The sequence below is a fragment of the Streptomyces sp. NPDC104581 genome (assembly GCF_055583685.1).
This window is the reverse complement of record NZ_JBVJNN010000015.1, coordinates 69243-90001: the sequence shown is the minus strand read 5'-3', so window position 1 is coordinate 90001 and position 20759 is coordinate 69243. Positions and strand designations below refer to the sequence as shown.

Here is a 20759-nt window from a genome sequence, read left to right as displayed (position 1 = left end):
CCCGGCGGTTGTCTGTCACGATCCTACGGTGGACTTTGTCTAAGTCAAGCAGGGGTCCAACTCCACACTCGTTCAGGATCTGGGCGGCTTCACTGTTAAGCTGATCCTCATGAGTGACCTGTTGGAACGACTTCGCGAACGCGGCTGGCGGATGACCGCCCAGCGCCGTGTGGTGGCCGAGGTCCTCGACGGGGACCACGTGCACCTCACGGCGGACGAGGTGCACGCGCGGGCCGTCGCCCGGCTGCCCGAGATCTCCCGAGCGACCGTCTACAACACCCTGGGTGAGATGGTGGCGCTCGGAGAGGTCATCGAGGTCTCCACGGACCGCCGCGCCAAGCGGTACGACCCGAACGCCCACCGGCCCCACCACCATCTGGTCTGCGCGCGGTGCGGCACCATCCGCGACGTGCACCCGGTGGGCGACCCGCTGGCCGACCTGCCCGCGACGGAGCGCTTCGGCTTCGCGGTCTCGGACGTGGAAGTGACCTATCGGGGCACCTGCCCCAACTGCGCGCGGGCCTGAGCCCGTTGGCCCCGGCCGGGGCCGAGCGCACCGTCCGCCCCGGCGCACGACGAAGGCCCGGATCCTGGATCGGATCCGGGCCTTCGTCCTACTTCAGTAGCGGGGACAGGATTTGAACCTGCGACCTCTGGGTTATGAGCCCAGCGAGCTACCGAGCTGCTCCACCCCGCGTCGGTGAACTCGACATTACGTCACCCTGTCGACCAGCGCAAATTCCTTCGCGGCGGCGGGAGGACGGCGGTCGCCCGACGGCGACCGCCGCTCACGCGGTCAGCTCCTGGTGCAGCGCCTCGCGCAGCCGCGCGGCCCGCTCGGCCACCTCGGACGGCCCCAACTCCACGGCGCGGGCGCACCAGCGCTGCCCCTCGGCCAGCTCGCCCCGCCGGGCCGCGAGCAGCGCGAGCCGCAGGGCCGCGCGCCCGTGGCCGGCCTGCGCCGCGCGGGACCACCACAGCGCCGCCTCCCGCTCACTGCCCTCGCGGGCCAGCAACAGCCCCAGGTTGAAGGCGCCGTTGCGGCTGCCCGCCTCCGCCGCCTCCCGGTACCAGCGCGCCGCCTCCGGCACGTCGCCGCGACCGGCCGCGAGCATCCCGACCCGCACCTGGGCGCGCCGGTGACCGTGCTCGGCCGCCCGCTCGTACCACTGCTCGCACTCGGTCTTCTCCGGCTGCGACTCGCCGAGCGCGGGCGCGCCCGGCGGTGGCTGCCGCGCGTCCAGCACCGTCGCCAGCCGGAAGGCCGCCTCTGTGCTGCCGCCGCCGGCCGCGCACCGCAGATGCCGCTCCGCCGCCTGCTCGTCGCCGTCCCTGAGGCAGGCGATGCCGACCTGGAGGGCCGCTTCGGTGTGCCCGGCAGCCGCAGCCCGCTCGTACCAGACCAGGGCCGTACGGTCGTCGTCCCGGCCCGCGTGGAGGATGCCGAGGTTGAACGCGGCGTCCACGCTGCCCGCCTCGGCCGCCTTGGAGAACCACGGCTCGGCACCGGTCGGGTCACCGGCCTGGAGCAGCAGGACGGCGAGGGCGTTGGCCGCCTCGCGGTGGCCCGCGTACGCGGCCCGCCGGTACCACTGCTCGGCCTGTGCCGTACGGTCCTGGGCGGCGCAGAGCAGCCCGAGGTTGTACGCCCCGTTGACGTCGCCCGCGTCCATCGCGGCGCGGTACCAGCGCTCGGCGGTCTGCTGCTCGCCGCGCGCGGCGTGGAGCGCGCCGAGGGCGTTGGCCGCGTTGCCGTCGCCGTCCTGCGCGGCCCGCAGCCACCAGACGGCGGCGCTCTCCTCGTCGCCCGCGTCCCGCAGCAGGAAGCCCAGGGCGCAGGCGGCCCGCGCCTCGCCGTCCTCGGCGGAGGTGAGATACCAGCGCCCGGCCTCCTTCAGCTCGCCTCGGCTCTCCAGGATGGCGCCGAGGTGCAGCGCGGCCCGGCGGTGCCCGCGGGCCGCCGCCTGCCGGTACCACTGGGCGGCCTCGGCGAGGAGCGACTGCCCGGCGTCGGCCTCCGCGGCAGGGACCGCCGCGCCGACATGGGCGGCGGCCCGGCGGTCGCCCGGGGCCGAAGTGTCCCGGGCGCCGTCCCGTCTGCGGGTGATGACGGCGTGGACGCTGGTGCCGGTACGCGCGGCCTGGCGGGCCCGCCGCTCCAGGCCGCGTGCGAGGCGGTACGAGGCTTCCCGGTGCCCCTGCTCGGCGGCGGCCCGCAGCCAGCGCTCCGAACCGACGTCGCTGCGGTGCTCCAGGAGATCGGCGAGGGCGTACGCGCCCAGCGCGTGGCCCTGCTCGGCGGAGAGCCGCAGCCAGTACTCGGCGGCGGGCTCGTCGCCCTGCTCGCGGTAGTGGCGGCCGAGGGCGTGGGCGGCGGCGGCCGATCCGGCCACGGCGGCGACCCGCCACCAGCCGGCAGCCTCCTCGGTGTAACCGCGCTGGTGGAGGAGGACTCCCAGGTTGTTGGCGGCGGCGCGGTCGCCCGCGGCGGTGGCCTCGCGCAGGTACTTCTCGGCGGCGTCGAGATCGCCGCGGCGCAGCAGCAGCGCGCCGAGCACACTCATCGACGCGACGTCACCCGTGTCGGCGGCGCGCCGGTGGCGCGCCTCCGTCTCGGCGTCGGTGTTCTCCGTGGGGTCACCGGCGGCCGTGGCGGCGGCCGCGCCCCCGGAGTTCTCGGCGTCGGCGGGATCATTCACCTGTCGCGGCACAAACCGCCCTGTCTCCAACAGAGTTGCCCTGTCCCCCATAAAGTCCATCGTTGCACCACCTGTTACCCGCGTACACCCGGTATATCGCGGCCAGCAAGGTCACTTCAGCGTTTTGTCGACATGCCCACAGAGAGACAACCCAAACGCCTCTGAGGTCAACTCACCACTCCCACCGCCCACTTCACCGAACACACGGTCACGGACCGGCCACGAACAGATACGAAGACACCGCAAGGCGCGGCGAAGGCCCGGATCCTTGCCGGATCCGGGCCTTCGCCTGATAAGTAGCGGGGACAGGATTTGAACCTGCGACCTCTGGGTTATGAGCCCAGCGAGCTACCGAGCTGCTCCACCCCGCGTCGTTGTGTTCCAAACCGTATCACGACGCGGGGTGACCGCTGATCAGCTCTTGTCGTCGCTCCCGCCCGCCGGTGGTTCGGCGGGCTCCTCGGCGGACTTCTCCGCCTCCGCAGCCCGCCCCAGGGCGTCCTGAAGGTCCTCCTGGGCCTTGCCGTACGCCTCCCAGTCCTGCTTCGCCAGAGCGGCCTCACCGTCCGTGTACGCCTTCTGGGCGTCGGCGATGGCGTCCTTCAGCGCCGCGTCACCGGTGGCCGGCGGCGTCGTCGTGTCACCGTCGCCCGGTGGCGTCGTCTCCGGTGGCGGCTCGTCGCCGTCGACACCGAACACCGCGTTCAGCGCCTCGGACAGGCTGTCCTTGAAGACCGGCTTGCCTCCGTAGGAGACGGCCACCTTCTTCAGCAGCGGATAGTTCGCGCTGCCGCCGCGGGCGTACACCGGCTCGATGTAGAGGAAGCCCCCGTCGAGCGGGACGGTCAGGAGATTGCCGTACTCGATGTCCGAGTCGGTGCCTCTCATGTCACGGACGAACGTGGCGACTTCGGGTACGCCGTTCAGCTCGCTCTGCACCTGTTGCGGTCCCTGGACCGTGGAGGTCACTCTCAGGACTCTGATCGTGCCGTAGTCCTTGCTGGTGGCATCGGCGTCGACCGCCATGAACGCGCCCAGGTTGGGACGGCCGTTGGGTGTGAAGGTCGTCGTCAGCGAGAACTTCTGGGACGCCTGGCCCGGCATCTTCAGGCTCAGGTAGTACGGCGGGACCGCGCTGTTGTCCTTGTTCGTCGGGTCGTCCGGCACCTGCCACGCGTCGGAGCCGCTGTAGAACTGCGCGGCGTCCGTGACGTGGTACCGGGTGAGCAGCTCGCGCTGGACCTTGAACATGTCCTGCGGATACCGCAGATGGGCCAGCAGCTCCGGCTTTATGTCCGCCTTCGGCTTCACCGTGTCGGGGAACGCCTTCATCCAGGTCTTGAGCACCGGGTCCTTGGTGTCCCACTGGTACAGGCTGACCGATCCGTCGTACGCGTCGACGGTGGCCTTCACCGAGTTGCGGATGTAGTTGACCTGGTTCTGCTGGGCGACGACCGCGCGCTGGTTGTTGGTCAGCGAGTCGGCCGTGGTGTCGCCCAGCGTGGTGCGGGAGGCGTACGGGTAGCCGTTCGTCGTGGTGTAGGCGTCGACGATCCACTGGATCTTGCCGTCCACCACGGCCGGGTAGGCGTCGCCGTCGATGGTCAGCCACGGCGCGACCGCCTCGACGCGCTCCTTGGGCGTGCGGTTGTACAGGATCCGCGAACCCTCGCCGATGGCGCCCGAGTAGAGCATCTGCGGCTCGCTGAACGCCACGGCGTACGCCGCGCGGTTCACCGGGCTGGAGAGGTCGACGCCGCTCTTGCCCTTGTAGCTGGTGGTCCGCTCACCGTTCTTCTCGTAGTCGAGCTCCTTCTGCGGGCCGCCCACGATCGAGTACTGCTGGGTCTTCTCGCCGTAGTAGATCCGCTGCTCGTACTTGCCGAGCTGGCCGCTGGTCGGCAGGCCGGACTCGGTGAAGTCGGGGGCGCCGACCGTGCCGCTGTTGTCGTCGGTGACCGTTCCCGTGCCCTTGGACGCGATCGCTCCGTACCCATGGGTGTAGGTGAAGTGGTCGTTGATCCAGTTGCGCTTGGGGATACCGGCGATGTTCAGCTCACGCAGACCGATGACGGTGTCCTGCGGCTTGCCGTCCGCACCGGTGTAGCGGTCGACGTCCAGCGTGTCCGGGAACTGGTAGTACTTGCGTTCTTGCTGGAGCTGCTGGAAGGCGGGCGAGACCACGTTGGGGTCGACCAGCCGGTAGCTGGCGGCGGAATCGGCCGCCTTGCGCTGTTCGGCCTTTTTGTCCGACGCGCCCTTGCCCGAGTAGTCCGTCACATCGGCGTCGTCGATGCCGTACGCGGCGCGCGTGGCGTCGATGTTCTTCTCGATGTACGGCGCTTCCTTGGCCTGCTCGTTCGGCTGGACCTGGAACTTCTGCACGATCGCCGGGTACAGGCCGCCGATGAGGATGGCGGACAGGACCATCAGACCGAAGCCGATCACCGGCAGCTGCCAGGTGCGGCGCCAGAGCGTCGCGAAGAACAGCACGGCGCAGATGGCCGCGATGCAGAACAGGATCGTCTTCGCCGGCAGGTAGGCGTTGGCGTCCACGTACCGCAGACCCGTCCAGTTGCCGGTCGCCTTGAAGTCACTCGACTTCACGGCGAGCCCGTACCGGTCGAGCCAGTACGCGACGGCCTTGAGGGAGACGAACACGCCGAGCAGCACCGAGAGATGGCCGGTGGCCGCGCCCGTCGCACGCGCGCCGGGGCTGGTGACGCGCAGCCCTCCGTACAGATAGTGCGTCAGCGCGGCGGCGATCAGGGCCAGCACGACGGCGGCGAAGCCGAAGCCGAGCATGAAGCGGTACCAGGGCAGGTCGAACGCGTAGAAGCTCACGTCCAGGTCGAACTGCGGGTCCTTCTGCCCGAAGGGGACGCCGTTGATCCACATCAGCCAGGTGCGCCACTGACCGGCCGCGGACGCTCCGGCGATCAGCCCGACCAGGGCGGTGATCCCGAGCAGCACCCACTTCTTGTACGGGGCGATGCCCATCCGGTACCGGTCGAGGCTCTGCTGCTCCAGCGACATCGCGCTCAGCGGCGGACGCAGCCGGTGAGCCAGCCAGATGTTGACGCCGACAGCCGCCGCCATCAGCAGACCGAAGACCGCGAACAGACCGATCTTGGTCCAGAGGGTGGTGGTGAAGACGGACGAGTACTGCACCGAGCGATACCAGAGCCAGTCGGTCCAGAACCCCGCGAACATGACGAACAGCATGGCCAGGACGGCCAGGATGCCCAGTGTCATGAGCAGGGTCCGGGCACGTCTGGACGGCCGGCCCACTCTGATCCGTGGCCCGGTCGGGCCTCCGCCGCGGTCCGGCATCTGGAAAGCCAACGTGCGCACCTCGAAGTTCGCGGTCGTGTGAAGCAGCTGAATCAGCGTCTGTAAGCGGGCCCAAGCGATCGTAGGCCCCACCCATGCAACTTACTGAGGCTTTACCTAGTTCCCGCACGGGGGTCCGAAGGAGGCAGGATGTTGGCCATGTCCAACCTTTCCTCCTCCTCTTCCCCGGCCTCCTCGTCCGATCAGCCGTCCTCGGCATCGGGTCCGGTCGCCTCTACCCCCATCACCCGGGCGGTGCTGGAGATCGACGAATACGCCTCCGGCCTGGGCTGGGACCAGCCGGCCAGACTGTTCGCGCTCGTCGACACGGCCAGGCTGCGGGCCGACGAGCCGGAGCTGGCCACCCAGCTCGGTCTCGACGACGGCTCGACACCCGCCCCGCTCACGCCTGTCGAGCAGGACGAGATCCCGGCGGGTACGCCGCTCGACGAGTTCCTCGCCACGATCGCCTGGCCCGGGGCGGTGGCGGGCTGCGCGATCGCGGTGGAGCGGCTGATGCTGCCGCCGTCCGCGGAGGCGTCCGTACCCGAGGACCTCGACGAGTCCGCGCTCGTGGACTGGGTCGCCGCGCACCCGGACCGCCAGGAGGTACGGATGACGGTCGCCGTCCTGCGCGACGGGACCCGGGACTCGGCGCTGCGGCTGCGCGAGAAGGACTCACCGACCCAGGTGCTGACGGGCGCGGGCCTGGTGCCGGGACTCGCGGAGGCCCTTTCGGCGACGTTCGAGTCCTGACCCCTCACGCCGGACGGGCCCCTTCGAGCCCGTCCGGCGACCACCTCGGCCCGTCGGGCGACCGGGGGCGGGGACCGCCCGCGCCGGTCAGCTCGTCGAGCAGCTCGGCAGCCCCGCCGTGTCCCCGCTCCTGATCTTCTCCAGGGACGCCGTCGCGTCCTTGATGTTCTTCACCCGCACCAGCGTCAGACCGTCCGGAATGTCGGACGCCGCGGCCGTGCAGTTGTCGTCCGGCGTCAGGAAGTACCGCGCACCCGCGTCCCTCGCGCCGACCAGCTTCATCCCGATCCCCCCGATCGGCCCGACCTTCCCGTTGTCGTCGATCGTGCCGGTCCCCGCGACGAACTTGCCGCCCGTGAGATCACCCGGCGTGATCTTGTCGACGATCCCCAGCGCGAACATCAGTCCCGCGCTCGGCCCGCCCACATCGGCGAGCTTGATGTCGATCTCGAACGGGAAGGTGTGGTCGGTCCCGGCCTGGATCCCGACGATGGCACGGTCGTCGCCCTCGTCCGACTTCACCGTCCTGACCGTGACGTCCTCGCTGCCCTCGGGCTCCTTGCCGGCCTTCTCCGCCGCCTCGGCCACCTTCGCCGGGACGATGGTGAAGACGACGTCCTCACCCGGCTTGTGCTTGGTGACGATGTCGGCGACGTCCGGCGGCGCCACGACGGCCTTGCCGTCCACCGCCTTGATGACGTCTCCGGCGTGCAGGGCTCCCTGGGAGGGGCTGTCCTTGACGACCGCCGCGACGACGACCCGCGACGTGACGGGGATGTTCTCCTCCTTCAGCGCCGCGACCTTCGCGCTCTCCTGGGACTGGCTGAACTCCTCGGCGTTCTCCTGCGTCGACTGCTCCTCCGTCTTGCCGTCCGGATAGAGCGTGTTGTGCGGCACCACGATGTTGTCGTGCGACAGCCAGCCGTAGACGGCCTCGACGACATTCATCTTGTAATCCGCGCCGGTGACCCTGACGGTCGTCATATTGAGATGACCGCTCGTGGGATAGGTCTTACGGCCCTCGATGTGGAGCACCGGTTCGCCGTTCGCCTCGCCGAGTGTGTTCACCGTGGGACCGGGACTCATCTCCGCGTACGGAACGGGGATGAACACTCCCGCACAGAGCAGCGCGATGAGGACGAGAGTGGAGGCGAGCATCGTCGCGGTGCGGCGTGGCATGGAACGACAGTACGGGAAGGGTCTGTCGGCGCACCCCCGGGGCCGGTCCGTACGAGGCGGGTGCGCGGGGGCGCCTCAGACGGCGTCCGTGGTGCCGGGATCGGTCTTCGACATCGCGTCCCGGAAGCGCGCGTAGCCGGCCAGTTCGGCCATGTCCCCGATGGTTCGGTTCCTGGAGACCCAGCTCCCCCATATCGCCGCGCCGACCGCGGCGAAGAGCGGAATCAGCAACCAGGCAAGCGCGGCCATCCCGACCTCCTTACCCCATGTGTGTGTGAACCGATGATCAGCAGATTAGTCATCCGCTGCTCCAACGCTCCGGGCAGGGAGGCGGTTACGCAAATCGGGCCACATGGGAACAGAGGGCGACGGCAGGGTCGGGAAGGGGCCGTCAGCAGGCCCCGACCCACTCCTCCGTACCGTCGGAGAACGTCTGGTGCTTCCAGATCGGCACCTCGTGCTTGAGGTCGTCGATCAGCCTGCGGCACGCCTCGAACGCCTCCGCGCGGTGCGGGCAGGACACCGCGACGACGACCGCCAGGTCCCCCACGGCGAGGTCACCCACACGGTGGACGGCCGCGAGCGCGCGTACGGGGAAGTCCGCGACCACCTTCTCGGCCACCCGGCGTAGTTCTGCCTCGGCGGACGGGTGGCAGGAGTATCCGAGGGCGTCCACGTCGGCGCCGCCGTCGTGGTTGCGGACCGTCCCGACGAACAGGGCGGTACCGCCCGCCGCGTCGTCCCCGACGGCCCGGAAGATCTCGTCGACGGACAGCGGGGTCTCGCGTATCGCCAGCAGCCGGACGGGGTCCTGTGCCGCTCTCTCGCCCGGATGCTCCTCGATGCGTGCCATGCGGCCCATCGTGCCGTACGGCGCCGCCATCACGTAATGGCGCGTTCGGCCGGCGGCCGGGCCCGCCGTTCGGAGAGTCCTACGGCACGGCCTCCTACGGAGAGCGACCCTCCCGGGCGGCGCACCGGAACATCCGGGGCCCAGGTCCTGTCTTCGAACCGGCCTCCGGCTCACGGCGCCCGGCAGGCGCCCCCGCCGCGTTGCCGGAAGTCGCGCGAACACGTCCCGTACGAGGGCGATCCTGCGGCCTGCGGGCGGACGACGCCGGTTCGTGGACAGACCCTAGAGGCGCCGGCGTGCCTTGCGGGCGCGGCGCACCACCGCCGCCGCGCCGAGCAGGGCGACCGTCGCACCGGCGGCACCGGCCGCCGTGGCGTCCTTGCGGCCGAGGCGCCGGCCCGCGACGGTGTGCCGGCCCTCCACCTCTTCGAGAAGCGCGCCGAGGACGTCCTCGTTGGTCCACCGGGGCCGCCAGCCCGCGTCGTGGAGACGGCCGACGCTGACCACCCAGGGATGCATCGTGTACGCGAGGTCACCCGCCGGGGACGGCGTGAGGCCGATCCGGTGCAGCCGGGCGGCGGCGCCCAGCGCGACGGCGGACGGCAGCTCCATGCGGCGGATACCGCTCAGCTCCTCGATCTCCTCCTGTTCGAGCCAGCCGTCGCAGCCGACCGCGAACTCGCCGTCGACCTTCTCCAGCGCCGCGTACTCCAGGGCGCTGACGAGGTCGTCCACGTGACAGAACTGCCAGGTGGGCCGGGAGCCGGCCACGACCAGCAGCCGGGGTGACTCGAAGTAGCGGGTGAGAGCGGTGTCCGTGCCGCCGACGAGGACGGCGGGCCGGACGACCGTGACGTTCAGGCCGGGGTGCGCGCGCGGCGCGCGGCGGCCCAGGCGTTCGATCTCCAGGAGGTCGCCGACGCCCGTGGCCTCCGCGGTCGCGCGCAGCTCCGCGTCCTCCGACAGCGGGATGTCGTTGTCGGGCAGCGCGCCGTAGACCATGGCCGAGGTGCACAGGACGACCCGGTGCACGCCCGCGGCGGCGGCCGCGGTGAGCACGGTCTGGGTGCCCCGGACGTTGTACGCCGTACGGGCCGCCGCGTCCCGCTCCAGGTCCAGATCGAGGGCCAGGTGCACCACCACGTCCGCGCCGCGCAGCTTCTCGGCGATGGCCGGATCCCGTACGTCGAGGATGTGCCACTGCGCCTCGCCCACCTCCCCGCGGCGCTCGTCGATCGCGACGACCTGCTTGATCTCATCGGACGCCGCGAGGCGCCGGGTGAGCAGGTCTCCGACGCCGGATGCGGCTCCGGTGACGGCGACGACGGGGCCGCGCGGCGGGGTGGGGGTTGAGCGGTTTCGCGCTGCGCGAACCTGTGGATCTGGGGAACTCACCGGGCGTCTCCAGCGGTTGTCTTCAGTACGGACGTGTACGACACGTACGTACCAGGTGGCGTCCATCCTGCCGCAGGCCAAGCGTTGGCGGAGCACCGAGCCCGGATGCGGGCCCGGATGTCTACGCTGGGTGGTGTTGTCGGGCAGTCGCCGTCGGCGGATAAGCCGGCGGCCCAACGAGCCGAGGAAACCCGTGAGTGACACCCCATTCGGATTCGGCCTTCCGCCGGAGGAGCCAGAGGACGGCGACGGCAAGAAGAACGGCCCTGCCGGAGGTGGTCAGGGTGCCGGCGGCCAGGGCGGGGGCAACCCCTTCTCGGGGTTCGGCTTCCCCGGCGGTCCCGGTGGCCCCGGCGCCGCGGGCGGGGACAATCCGTTCGCCGCGATGTTCGGATCGATGAATCCGAACGACCTGGGCGCGGCCTTCCAGCAACTAGGGCAGATGCTGAGCTACGAGGGCGGTCCCGTGAACTGGGACATGGCCAAACAGATCGCCCGACGGCAGGTCTCGCAGGGCACGCCCGACGGCACGAAGGACTCCAGCGTGAGCCCCGGCGAGCGGACCGCCGTCGAGGAGGCCGTCCGCCTGGCGGACGTCTGGCTGGACGCCGCGACGTCCCTGCCGTCCGGCGCGGTGTCCACTGTGGCGTGGAGCCGCGCCGAGTGGGTCGAGGCGACCCTCCCCGCGTGGCAGCAGCTCGTCGACCCGGTGGCCGAGCGGGTGGGCGCCGCCATGGGGGACGTGCTGCCCGAGGAGATGCAGGCCATGGCGGGCCCGCTGATCGGCATGATGCGCTCCATGGGAGGCGCCATGTTCGGCCAGCAGATCGGGCAGGCCGTGGGCGTGCTCGCGGGCGAGGTGGTCGGTTCGACGGACATCGGGCTGCCGCTGGGCCCGGCCGGCAAGGCGGCGCTGCTGCCGCTGAACGTCGCGGCCTTCGGTAAGGACCTCGGTGTCCCGCAGGACGAGGTGCGGCTGTATCTGGCCCTGCGCGAGGCCGCCCACCAGCGCCTCTTCGCCCATGTGCCGTGGCTGCGGTCGCATCTGTTCGGCGCCGTCGAGGGGTACGCGCGGGGCATCAAGGTCGACTCGTCCAAGCTGGAGGACGCCGTCAGCCAGCTCGACCCGTCGAACCCCGAGCAGCTTCAGGAAGCGCTCCAGCAGGGCATGTTCCAGCCGGAGGACACGGCCGAGCAGAAGGCCGCCCTGGCCCGTCTGGAGACGGCGCTGGCGCTGGTCGAGGGCTGGGTGGACGCGGTGGTGCACGAGGCCGCCAAGTCCCGGCTGACCTCGGCGGACGCGCTGCGCGAGACGCTGCGCAGGCGGCGCGCCTCGGGCGGTCCGGCCGAACAGACCTTCGCCACCCTCATCGGCCTCCAGCTGCGCCCCAGGCGGCTGCGGGACGCCGCGAGGCTCTGGGCGTCGCTGACGGACGCGCGGGGCGTGGACGGCCGCGACGGGCTCTGGGAGCACCCCGACATGCTGCCGACCGCCTCCGACCTGGACGACCCGGACGGCTTCGTCCACCACGAGCACGCGGACTTCTCCGAGCTGGACAAGCTGCTCGGCGAGGCCGCCGACGGCAAGCCCACGCCGGAGAAGGACACCGGCACCGGCCGGGCCGACGAGGGCGCCACGGGCGGGGCGGGCGGCAAGGGCCAGGACGACGGGCGCGAGGCCGAGGGCAAGGACGAGGGCAAGGACGAGGGCAAGGACGACGGCGCCAAGTGAGTCTGCACGACGACGCCGTCGGCGTACTGGAGACGTACGACGGCCAGGACGGGCTGCGCCGCGCCTACCTGGACCACCTGGCGGCCCGTCCGGACGGGCTGTGGAAGTCCTGCGAGGCGGGGCACATCACGGCGAGCGCCCTGGTGATCGACCCCGAGCGGGGCCGTGCCCTGCTGACCCTTCACAAGAAGCTGGGCATGTGGCTCCAGATGGGCGGGCACTGCGAGCCCGGCGACACCTCGCTCGCCGCCGCGGCGCTGCGCGAGGCCACGGAGGAGTCCGGGATCCCGGGGCTGACGCTGCTGCCCGGCGGGCCCGTACAGCTCGACCGGCACGCCCTTCCGGCGCCCTGTCACTGGCATCTGGACGTCCAGTACGCCGCGCTGGCCCCGGCCGGCGCGGTCGAGGAGATCAGCGAGGAGTCGCTGGATCTGCGCTGGTTCGCCTACGACGAGGTGGCGGCGGTCGCCGACGGATCGGTCGTCGGGCTCCTGGAGCGCACGCGCGCGGCGCTCCCGGCGCGGGCGAAAGGCTGACGCGCCCGGCGTGACGTGACCGGGGGCAGGGGCGGCCTCCGAGGAGACCGCCCCTGACGTCCCGGGACCGACGACGGACCGGCGGACCGGCGGCGGACCCGGGTCAGCGGTTCCAGACGTTGTTCTGGTTCTGGGCGTGGGCGCCCTGCTGGCCCACGCCGAACTGCGCACGCGCGCCCTGGCCGATCTCCGCGTTCTGCGGCGGCATGACCTCGCTGGGCTGCACGAGCGCGAAGCCCTGGCCGAGGAAGCTCAGCTCCCAGCCCTCGCCGGTGTTGCCGCGCCTGCGCCGTACGCCCGACGAATGCGTCTGCGCCTGCATCTGCACCCGCAGCGCGGAGGACCACGCCACGATCGCGTCGGCGTCCACGCTGACGTACTTGTCCGGCGTCACGTGCATCATCAGCGGCTGCCCGGACGTCATCAGGGCGACCTTGCCCCGGCCCGAGATGTTGAGCTGGTACTTGCCGGAGCCTGAGATGCCGTACTGGCTGTCCACCGCGATGACCTCGATGTGCAGCGAGGAGTCGAGCGCCAGGACGTAGGCGCTGTCGACGGTCATGCCCTCCTGGTCGACGTCCACGACGTGCACGTACTGCGCGAGGTTGGCGAAGTAGACCGTGCCCTGACCCGAGCAGCGCATGAGATCGAGGCCCTCGCCGGTGTTGGCCCTGGCGCGGCGCTGCCCCGGTGACTGGTACTCACCGTCGAAGTCGATGAGTCCCTGGTAGGCGACCATCGCGCCCTTGCGGGCGAGGACGTCGTCGTGGCCGGTCAGCGCGACCCGCAGCAGCTGCGGGTTCTGTACGGCGTAACGGTCCTGGGACTGTGTCTCCGCGAGTCCGAAAAGCGGGCTCTGCATGATGTTCCCCTCCCCCTCAGCCCCGGACCCGCAGGCGGTCGGTGCTGTCCTCGCTGGGCTGTACGACGACGAGGCCCTGGCCCGAGAAGGCCATCTGGTAGGCCTCCCCGCTGCCCCGCCCGACGAGGGACGAGGCCTTGAAGCTCCGCTTGCCCTTCACCTTGAGCCCGGGTGACCAGGCGACGAGGGCGTCGGGGTCGACGTACGTCTCGTCCTCACCGCGGCCGCAGTCGACGACGATCGGCGTGCCGCGCGAGGTCAGGGCGACCCAGCCGGTGCCGCCGACCGTGATGTTCCACAGGCCCTGTCCGGCGAACTTGGCCAGCCCCTTCACCTTCTCGACGCCCCACTGGAGGTGGGCGTCGAAGGCCAGCAGGTTGGTGCCGTTGACCGAGATCGAGTCGTTGTTGAGATTGATCACGACGACGTCGGCGCCGTAGTCGGCGAGGTAGAGCAGGCCGTCTCCGGCGCACTTCATGATCGGTGTGCCCTCACCCGTCACCCACTGGCCGGCGATCTGGCGCACGGCGGGCGGATTGGGCTCGTACTGCACGAAGCCCTCGTACGCGACCATCGAGCCGGTGCGCGCGTAGAGGTCCTGCCCACTGGTCATGGCGACCTTGAGCATGGTGCGGCCGTGGTTCTCCATCCGGGCCGTGACGGGGGTCGGGGCGAAGCCCGCGAGTTGCTGGTTCATGTGCCGGGCTCCCTCAGACCTCGTACGGCTGGACGACGATGAAGTTTCCGGGGGCTCCCCGGAACTGGAGGTTCACGGTCTCTCCGCTGTGCCCCGGATACGCGTTGCGGCGCAGCCGGACCTGGCTGGAGAGGATCACCTGCGACGCGGCGGACCAGGCGACGACGGCGTTGCTGTCGGCGAAGGTCGTGGGCGTGACGGGCAGGACGACGGGGACGCCGTGGGTCTTCACGACGACGGTGCCGGTGCCCTGGAACAGCATGGTGAACAGGGCTCCACCGGGGATGCCGTGGCCCTCGATACGACGGACCTCGTACTGGAGGGACTCGTCGAAGGCGAGGACGTTCTCCGCGGAGACGCAGATTCCGTCGCCCTGGAGTTCGATCGGGTGCAGATGCGCGGCCTCCTCGGCGAGGAAGACCTGACCCCGGCCGGAGCAGCGCATCAGCTGCATCTCCTGCCCGGTCGCGTTGCCGACGATACGACCGGCGAAACCGGCGCCCTTGTAGCCGAAGTCGACCTTGCCCTGGTACATGACCATGCTGCCCTGCCGGGCGAGTACGGACGCGCCGCCCATGGCCAGGTCGACCCGCATGAGCTGCTGGTTCTGCGGGGTCCAGCGCTGGCCGGTGGCCGCCTCGCGGTAGGGCTGGAGCGCCGCCTGGAGACCGGCTCCGGCCTGCTGGCCGGGCTGCGGCATTCCGGGTGCACCCGGGGGCTGCCCTCCGTACGGAGGCGGCGTCGGCTGCCCGTACGGCGAGGGCGCGCCGGGCGGCTGGCCGTGACCGGGGAACTGGCCGGAGAACTGGCCCGGCGGTGCCTGTCCCGGAGCCTGGCCGGGGATCTGGCCGAACGGCGGCTGCTGCGGCGCCTGCGGCTGGCCGGGCTGCGCGTACGGCGACGGCGCGGGCGGCGCCATGGGCGCGGCGACGGTCGGCGCACCGTGCACCGGGTGAGGGGCGGGCGCCGGGGCCGGGGCCTGCGGCGGTGCGCCGAACGACGGCGCGGGCTGCGGGGCCTGGGGCGCGGCCGGGGCCCCGAATGCCGGGGCGGGGGCGGGGCCACCGGGCGGCGGGGCGAATCCGGGCGCGGCTCCACCGGCGGGCGGCTGGGCGGCGGGCTCCTCCTCGGCGACCTCGCCGCCGAAGTTCTTGAGCAGTGCGTCGAGACCGCCGTCGAAGCCCTGGCCGACCGCGGCGAAGCGCCAGACGTCCTTCAGATAGAAGTCTCCGAGCATCACCGCGCGTTCGGTGGTGAACTCCGAGCCGGTGAACGCGTATCGGACGACTTCCTCGCCGCCGGCGACTATCCGGATGTATCCGGGGCCCACTTGGGACATCTGTCCGGCGCCGTCGATGGTGGCGGTGAAGGAGAGCCGTTGGATGTTCGCGGGAATGCGGTCGAGCGTTACCCGGAATGACTCGGTGTCCCCGGACTGCGCGCCCAGCAACTGGACGGATTCCTCTGGGGACTTCGGCTGATTGAAGAAGATGAAATACCGGTCGTCCGAGAGCTGTTCATTGGCGTCGAGGCCGAAACAGCTGATGTCGAACGTCAAGCCGGGTGCCGTGATCTGCACACCTACGTACAGATCCGTCCCCTGCGTGAGGTCACTGATCTTGGCCTTGTGGCCGCGTTGGAATTCCCTCGCCATGCGTAACGACCGTCCCCCATCCCGAGCTGAACACGTCGCGTCAGGCTAACGGTTGCCTACGAGATTGGGCCAAGTCGGTACAGATTCGGTACACGACCGGTGAGGGTCGCCGTCACTCTCCGGGAGTGGCCGGCAGATGCGGCAGCCGCTCGCCGGCGACGACGCCTTCGAGGTAGCCGCGGGCCCTTTCGGTACGCGGATACGCCTCCAGCAGCTTCCAGAAACCCGGGCCGTGTCCGGGAACGAGCAGGTGCGCGAGTTCGTGCACGAGCACGTAGTCGACGACGTACTCGGGCATGCCCTGGAGCCGGTGGGACAGGCGGATGCTGCCCTCGGCCGGGGTGCAGGAGCCCCAGCGGGTGTTCTGGTTGGTGACCCACCGGACGGACGCGGGGCGGGCCCGGCCCTCGAAATACAGCTCGGACAGCCGCTTGGCCCGGTCGGTCAGATCGCCGTCGCCGAGGATGCGCTTGCTCTCCTGCGCGGCGAGTTTGTCGAGCATCACCGTCACCCAGCGCCGCTCCTCGGCCTCCGACATCCGGGCCGGAATGAGCACGATGGTGCGGTCGCCCTCGCGGTAGGCCGAGACCGTCCTGTTGCGCCGGGCGCTCCTGCGGACCTCGACGGCGCTCGTCGCCGGACCGCGCTGCGGGCGGCCGGTCACGCCGCGTTCCTCGCTTCCGGCGCCGTGCGGTGGGGATTCCCCCGCATCAAGGCGAGGGGAAGGTTCGGCGGACACGCTTCGACGTTACCCGCTGCCGGTCGGGGACGTCCCGTCGCGGGAACTCTCTGATCTTGATCCACTCCATGCACCCGTCATTTGAACGGCTAATTCCCCACGCCTGTGGATAACTCTCCGCATGTCTCACCGGTTCCCTGCATTCTGGATTCCGATCGCGGGACAGGCACACGGGGGAGACGAATATGCATCCAATGGTGAAGCCGGCGCTGCGACGGGCTTGGCGGGAGCGGCAGACGGTGCAGTTCGGAATCACGCCCGCGCACGCGGTCGTGGTGGGCCCCGTCGACACGACGACGGGAAGTTTTCTCGATCTGCTCGACGGCACGCGAGGACTTCCGCTGTTGCGGGAGGAAGCGCGGACGATGGGACTGCCCGATGGCAAGGCCGACGCGCTCGTGGACCGGCTCGCGGCGGCCGGGCTGCTCGACGACAGCACCGCGGGCGGGCGGGCCGCCGAAGCGTTACGGAATCGAAAGGTCGAGCTGGACCGGTTGCGCGCGGATCTGGCGTCACTGTCGGTCACCCACCGTGAGCCGGGAGCGGCGATCGACCGGCTGGCGGCGCGGCGGACGATGCGTGTGCAGGTGCGCGGGGCGGGCCGCGTCGGCGCCGTCGTCGCCTCGGCTCTCTCGGCCGCCGGGGTGGGCCGGGTGGATGTGCTGGACAGCGGGATCGCCGAGGCGTGGGACGTGGCGCCGGGCGGGCTGCCCGCGGAGTCAGTGGGTGAGCGCAGGGACGTGGCGGCGCGGCATCTGGTGCGGCGCTCGGCACCGGGCCGGGCCGGCAGAGCGGGGCCCGGTGCGGGGGAGGCCGGGACCGGGGCCGTCGACGACTCGTCGGCGGGCGGGCGGGGGGCCGGGAGGCACGAGCGGGCCGACGAACGGGCGGCGCGGGTGAGTGTCGGCGGCGGGGCGGGGCTGTCGTTGGTGATCGTCGCGCCACGCGACGGGCTGGCGGCCTACGCGCCGGATCCGGCGTCGGCCGAGCGCTGGATCGCCACCGGGACTCCTCATCTCTACGCGGGAGTTGTGGAGGCCACGGGTGTGGTGGGTCCTCTGGTGCTTCCCGGCGGCACGGCGTGCGCGGGCTGTCTGACCGAGGAGCGGGTCGGCCGGGAGCCGGGGTGGCCGCTGATGCTCGCGCAGTGGCGGTCGGGGCGCCGGGCATCGGTCACACCGGCGTGTGATCTGGGTCTCGCCACCACCGTGGCCGGTCTCACCGCCGCCCACGCGCTGTCCTTCCTGGACGGGCAGTTGCCGGCGAGCACGGGAGCGCGCTGGGAGATCACACTGCCCCTGCTCGACTGGCGTTCCGAGCGGATCGTGCCGCATCCGGCCTGTCCCTGCGGGGCCGCCGGAGAAGCTGAGGGAGAGGGCATGACCGTGCCAGGGGCGCCGCAGGACACAATGGTGCGGTAACCGCCATAGGCGGCCCGGCTGTCTGGGAATTGGAGGGGCGTATGTCTGATCTTCCCCGGAAGGCGGTCACTCGAACTGCCAAGTTGGCCGCGCTGCCACTGGGGTTCGCCGGTCGTGCCACATGGGGTCTGGGCAAGCGGATCGGCGGCAAGTCCGCGGAGATCGTCGGCCGCGAGCTCCAGCAGCGCACGGCGGACCAGCTCTTCAAGGTGCTCGGTGAGCTCAAGGGCGGGGCCATGAAGTTCGGCCAGGCCCTGTCCGTCTTCGAGTCCGCGCTGCCCGAGGAGGTGGCGGGGCCGTATCGGGCGGCGCTCACCAAACTCCAGGAGGCGGCCCCTCCGATGCCGACGAGCACGGTGCACAAGGTGCTGACGGAGCGGCTCGGCGAGGACTGGCGTGAGCTGTTCCTGGAGTTCGAGGAGAAGCCGTCGGCCGCCGCCTCGATCGGCCAGGTGCACCGGGCGGTGTGGCACGACGGGCGGGATGTGGCCGTCAAGGTCCAGTACCCGGGGGCGGGCGAGGCACTGCTGTCCGACCTCGCGCAGCTCAGCCGGTTCGCCCGGCTGCTGGGACCGCTGATCCCGGGCATGGATGTGAAGCCCCTGATCACGGAGTTGCGCGACCGCGTGTCGGAGGAGCTGGACTACGAGCTGGAGGCGCGGGCCCAGCGGGAGCACGCGGAGGAGTTCGCGGACGATCCCGATGTGGTGGTGCCCGATGTGGTGCACCAGGGCGAGCAGGTGCTGGTCACGGAGTGGATCGACGGCATACCGATGGCGGACGTGATCGCCGACGGCACCGACGAGCAGCGCGATCGCGCGGGCCAGTTGCTGGCGCGTTTCCTCTTCTCGGGACCGGCTCGTACGGGGCTGCTGCACGCGGATCCGCACCCGGGCAACTTCCGGCTGCTGCCGCCGGCAGGCGCCGGGGACGACGGTATGGACGCCGAAGGTGAACTGCGGCTCGGTGTACTGGACTTCGGCACCGTCGACCGGCTGCCGGGCGGGCTGCCCGAGACGATCGGCGAGTCGCTGCGGCTGACGCTGGAGGGCGACGCCGAGGCGGTCTACGCACTGCTGTGCGCGGAGGGCTTCGTCAAGGAGTCGATCGATCTGGACCCGGACGCGGTGCTGGAGTATCTGGTGCCGATCATCGAGCCGGCGGAGGCCGAGGAGTTCACCTTCAGCCGGGGGTGGATGCGCACCCAGGCGGCCCGGATAGCCGATCCGCGGTCCCCTGCCCATCAGCTGGGGAAGCAGTTGAATCTGCCGCCCGCCTATCTGCTGATCCACCGCGTCACCCTGAGCACGATCGGGGTGCTCTGCCAGCTCAACGCCACGGTGCGGCTGCGCGAGGAGTTGGAGGGGTGGCTGCCCGGTTTCCTGCCGGAGGAGTTCGCGTACGAGGAGGAGCCCGAGGTCGAGGCGGGCGCCTGACACCGGGCCGTGTCCCGTGGCCGGGAACGCGCCGCGGGGGCCGGTCCCTGAGGACCGGCCCCCGCGGCAGAGAAGGGAGCCTGTGGCGTCGTGCCGCCCGGCCGAGGCGGTCAGTGCATGACCGCCATGGCCAGCGCGCGGCGGGCGCGCATCGACACGCGCTCGGCGCGGCGCTGCATCCGCCGCGCGGCGACCAGGCGCACGGCCTGGCGTTCCGCGTCGGCTTCCTGCCGTCGCTCGGCCATATGCGCGCGTGCCATGGCTTCTGGAATGAGTTGCATCTCGCGGGTCCTGTTCTGGCGCGAGTCGCTCGCGCCGGTGGTACTGACGGCTGTGGTGGCGGAGCCGGACGGCTCACGCAGGGAAGAGGTCATCGGAGCCTGCTTCTTGGGGTCGTGCGTGAAAGGGCGGTCGATGGTGCCGGTGGCGTTCATGCGGCGACCGGGTTCTTGCGCGGACGGCCACGGGGCCGCTTGCGGGCCACGACCACGCCCTGGATGAAGAGTTCGCCGCCCCAGACACCCCACGGCTCACGCCGCTCCTTGGCGCCGGCGAGGCATGCCTCCATCAGCGGGCAGGTACGGCAGAGGGACTTGGCGTACTCGACGTCGGCCGGGGACTCCGCGAAGAAGACCTCCGGGTCGTAGGCACGGCACGGAACGGGTACGCCGAGGTTCTCGATGGCGTCGTCGAGCGCGGTGAGCGCGGTGAGCGGGGTCAAGGTGGAGTCCTCCGTGAGGCCGGGCGGGGTGATCGTTTCGGAAGGCGGTACGGACGGGGCGTGCGCTTCGAGTTGCACGGTGGTGTCTTCCTCGTCTTTTCGGTCCGGCCTGTTGGCCGGTTGTCGGTTGGTACCGGGTGGTTCTCTTCCCGAGGCCCCTTCGCTCCGCCTGTCCCGTTCGGGACAAACAGAAGGGCCGCGGATCCCGGGTGGGGTTCCGCGGCCCTGAAGGCGCCGGCCTGATCAGATCAGGCTGGATCACTCCAGGGGTCAGGCCCACGGAAGGCCCACATCATGTGGTGCTGCTTGGTCTGCTTCTTGGCTTCCGCACCGGCCGCGGCGACCGCATAGGCCTTGGCCTCCGCTGCCGCTACTTCTGCCGCCAGTGCCTTGGTCGGTCGCTCATTGCCGCCCGTGACAGGAAGAGCCACGGGGTTGATCCGGCCGGCGCGGACGCCCGACAGACCGGTGGCGGCGAACGAAGATCCATCGGTGGCGAGCAGCCCGGACAGCGAGACGTCGAACGAGCAGGCGGAAGCGACCGAGCGATCGGTCATTTCGGCGGTGCTGATGAAGCTGCTGGTGATGCTGATCACTGGAATCGCCTCCTCTCGGCGTATCGAAATCCGGATACCACTTCGGACAAGTAGAGCACGGGGACCGGGCTTCGGAGAAGCCCGCTGTTCCCGTGGTTAAGAACCTATGGTGATTCGCGGGGCGCGCGCAAACTATTTTCTCGACGAGTT

The 20759-nt window shown here is 70.9% G+C and carries 19 protein-coding genes and 2 tRNA genes; 6 read left to right on the top strand and 15 right to left on the bottom strand.

The window, feature by feature from the left end:
* Nucleotides 1-109 precede the first annotated feature (109 nt).
* Complete coding sequence (locus tag ACZ61E_RS15030; RefSeq protein WP_469700065.1) at nucleotides 110-526, top strand: Fur family transcriptional regulator; 417 nt, start codon at nucleotides 110-112, stop codon at nucleotides 524-526.
* 97 nt (nucleotides 527-623) lie between these two features.
* Here ACZ61E_RS15030 and ACZ61E_RS15025 read toward each other — a convergent pair.
* From ACZ61E_RS15025 to ACZ61E_RS15010, 4 genes are all read right to left on the bottom strand, one after another.
* A tRNA-Met gene (locus ACZ61E_RS15025) sits at nucleotides 624-697 on the bottom strand.
* Between the two features lie 91 nt (nucleotides 698-788).
* Nucleotides 789-2759, bottom strand: coding sequence for a tetratricopeptide repeat protein (locus ACZ61E_RS15020; protein ID WP_469700064.1), 1971 nt, complete (start codon nucleotides 2757-2759; stop codon nucleotides 789-791).
* Nucleotides 2760-2996: 237 nt separating this feature from the next.
* A tRNA-Met gene (locus ACZ61E_RS15015) sits at nucleotides 2997-3070 on the bottom strand.
* 43 nt (nucleotides 3071-3113) lie between these two features.
* Entirely contained in the window at nucleotides 3114-6032 is a 2919-nt protein-coding gene (locus ACZ61E_RS15010) for a UPF0182 family membrane protein (RefSeq protein ID WP_469700115.1), read from the bottom strand.
* 159 nt (nucleotides 6033-6191) lie between these two features.
* Between ACZ61E_RS15010 and ACZ61E_RS15005 the strand changes: the two genes are divergently transcribed.
* On the top strand, nucleotides 6192-6788 hold the full coding sequence (locus tag ACZ61E_RS15005) for a PPA1309 family protein (protein WP_469700063.1): 597 nt from the start codon (nucleotides 6192-6194) through the stop codon (nucleotides 6786-6788).
* 87 nt (nucleotides 6789-6875) lie between these two features.
* Here the strand turns inward: ACZ61E_RS15005 and ACZ61E_RS15000 are convergent, their stop codons facing one another.
* The 4 genes from ACZ61E_RS15000 to ACZ61E_RS14985 form a co-directional block, all read right to left on the bottom strand.
* Nucleotides 6876-7967, bottom strand: a complete 1092-nt coding sequence (locus ACZ61E_RS15000; protein ID WP_469700062.1) for a YlbL family protein — start codon at nucleotides 7965-7967, stop codon at nucleotides 6876-6878.
* A 75-nt stretch (nucleotides 7968-8042) separates the two neighbouring features.
* Nucleotides 8043-8216, bottom strand: coding sequence for a hypothetical protein (locus tag ACZ61E_RS14995; protein ID WP_469700061.1), 174 nt, complete (start codon nucleotides 8214-8216; stop codon nucleotides 8043-8045).
* Nucleotides 8217-8358: 142 nt separating this feature from the next.
* Nucleotides 8359-8820 (bottom strand): molybdenum cofactor biosynthesis protein MoaE, encoded by a 462-nt coding sequence (locus tag ACZ61E_RS14990; RefSeq protein WP_469700060.1) that lies wholly within the window; start codon nucleotides 8818-8820, stop codon nucleotides 8359-8361.
* 282 nt (nucleotides 8821-9102) lie between these two features.
* Nucleotides 9103-10215 carry an SDR family oxidoreductase gene (locus ACZ61E_RS14985; RefSeq protein ID WP_469700059.1) on the bottom strand — a complete coding sequence of 371 codons (1113 nt, stop codon included), beginning with the start codon at nucleotides 10213-10215 and terminating at the stop codon, nucleotides 9103-9105.
* A gap of 193 nt (nucleotides 10216-10408) precedes the next feature.
* Here ACZ61E_RS14985 and ACZ61E_RS14980 point away from each other — a divergent pair, with 193 nt between their 5' ends.
* Entirely contained in the window at nucleotides 10409-11947 is a 1539-nt protein-coding gene (locus ACZ61E_RS14980; protein WP_469700058.1) for a zinc-dependent metalloprotease, read from the top strand.
* A complete protein-coding gene (locus tag ACZ61E_RS14975; RefSeq protein WP_469700057.1) occupies nucleotides 11944-12483 on the top strand; it encodes an NUDIX hydrolase in 540 nt (179 codons plus the stop codon). Before ACZ61E_RS14980 ends, ACZ61E_RS14975 begins: the two co-directional genes overlap by 4 nt.
* 103 nt (nucleotides 12484-12586) lie before the next feature.
* Here the strand turns inward: ACZ61E_RS14975 and ACZ61E_RS14970 are convergent, their stop codons facing one another.
* The 4 genes from ACZ61E_RS14970 to ACZ61E_RS14955 all read right to left on the bottom strand — a co-directional run bounded on the left by ACZ61E_RS14970 (nucleotide 12587) and on the right by ACZ61E_RS14955 (nucleotide 16435).
* Nucleotides 12587-13345 (bottom strand): AIM24 family protein, encoded by a 759-nt coding sequence (locus ACZ61E_RS14970; RefSeq protein ID WP_469700056.1) that lies wholly within the window; start codon nucleotides 13343-13345, stop codon nucleotides 12587-12589.
* A gap of 16 nt (nucleotides 13346-13361) precedes the next feature.
* Nucleotides 13362-14042, bottom strand: coding sequence for an AIM24 family protein (locus ACZ61E_RS14965; protein WP_469700055.1), 681 nt, complete (start codon nucleotides 14040-14042; stop codon nucleotides 13362-13364).
* Nucleotides 14043-14055: 13 nt separating this feature from the next.
* Entirely contained in the window at nucleotides 14056-15696 is a 1641-nt protein-coding gene (locus tag ACZ61E_RS14960; RefSeq protein WP_469700054.1) for a TerD family protein, read from the bottom strand.
* 112 nt (nucleotides 15697-15808) lie between these two features.
* Nucleotides 15809-16435: a M48 metallopeptidase family protein gene (locus ACZ61E_RS14955; RefSeq protein ID WP_469700053.1), complete on the bottom strand. Its 627-nt coding sequence runs from the start codon at nucleotides 16433-16435 to the stop codon at nucleotides 15809-15811.
* 185 nt (nucleotides 16436-16620) lie between these two features.
* Between ACZ61E_RS14955 and ACZ61E_RS14950 the strand changes: the two genes are divergently transcribed.
* Nucleotides 16621-17856, top strand: a complete 1236-nt coding sequence (locus ACZ61E_RS14950) for a TOMM precursor leader peptide-binding protein (protein WP_469700052.1) — start codon at nucleotides 16621-16623, stop codon at nucleotides 17854-17856.
* Nucleotides 17857-17897: 41 nt separating this feature from the next.
* A complete protein-coding gene (locus tag ACZ61E_RS14945; protein WP_469700051.1) occupies nucleotides 17898-19292 on the top strand; it encodes an ABC1 kinase family protein in 1395 nt (464 codons plus the stop codon).
* 110 nt (nucleotides 19293-19402) lie between these two features.
* On the opposite strand, the gene ACZ61E_RS14940 is transcribed toward ACZ61E_RS14945, so the two are convergent.
* The 3 genes from ACZ61E_RS14940 to ACZ61E_RS14930 all read right to left on the bottom strand — a co-directional run bounded on the left by ACZ61E_RS14940 (nucleotide 19403) and on the right by ACZ61E_RS14930 (nucleotide 20609).
* Nucleotides 19403-19726 (bottom strand): hypothetical protein, encoded by a 324-nt coding sequence (locus tag ACZ61E_RS14940; RefSeq protein ID WP_469700050.1) that lies wholly within the window; start codon nucleotides 19724-19726, stop codon nucleotides 19403-19405.
* Nucleotides 19723-20091, bottom strand: coding sequence for a WhiB family transcriptional regulator (locus ACZ61E_RS14935; RefSeq protein ID WP_329035607.1), 369 nt, complete (start codon nucleotides 20089-20091; stop codon nucleotides 19723-19725). The genes ACZ61E_RS14940 and ACZ61E_RS14935 overlap by 4 nt, the downstream gene beginning before the upstream one ends.
* A 170-nt stretch (nucleotides 20092-20261) precedes the next feature.
* Entirely contained in the window at nucleotides 20262-20609 is a 348-nt protein-coding gene (locus tag ACZ61E_RS14930) for a hypothetical protein (protein WP_469700049.1), read from the bottom strand.
* Between the last annotated feature and the right edge of the window lie 150 nt (nucleotides 20610-20759).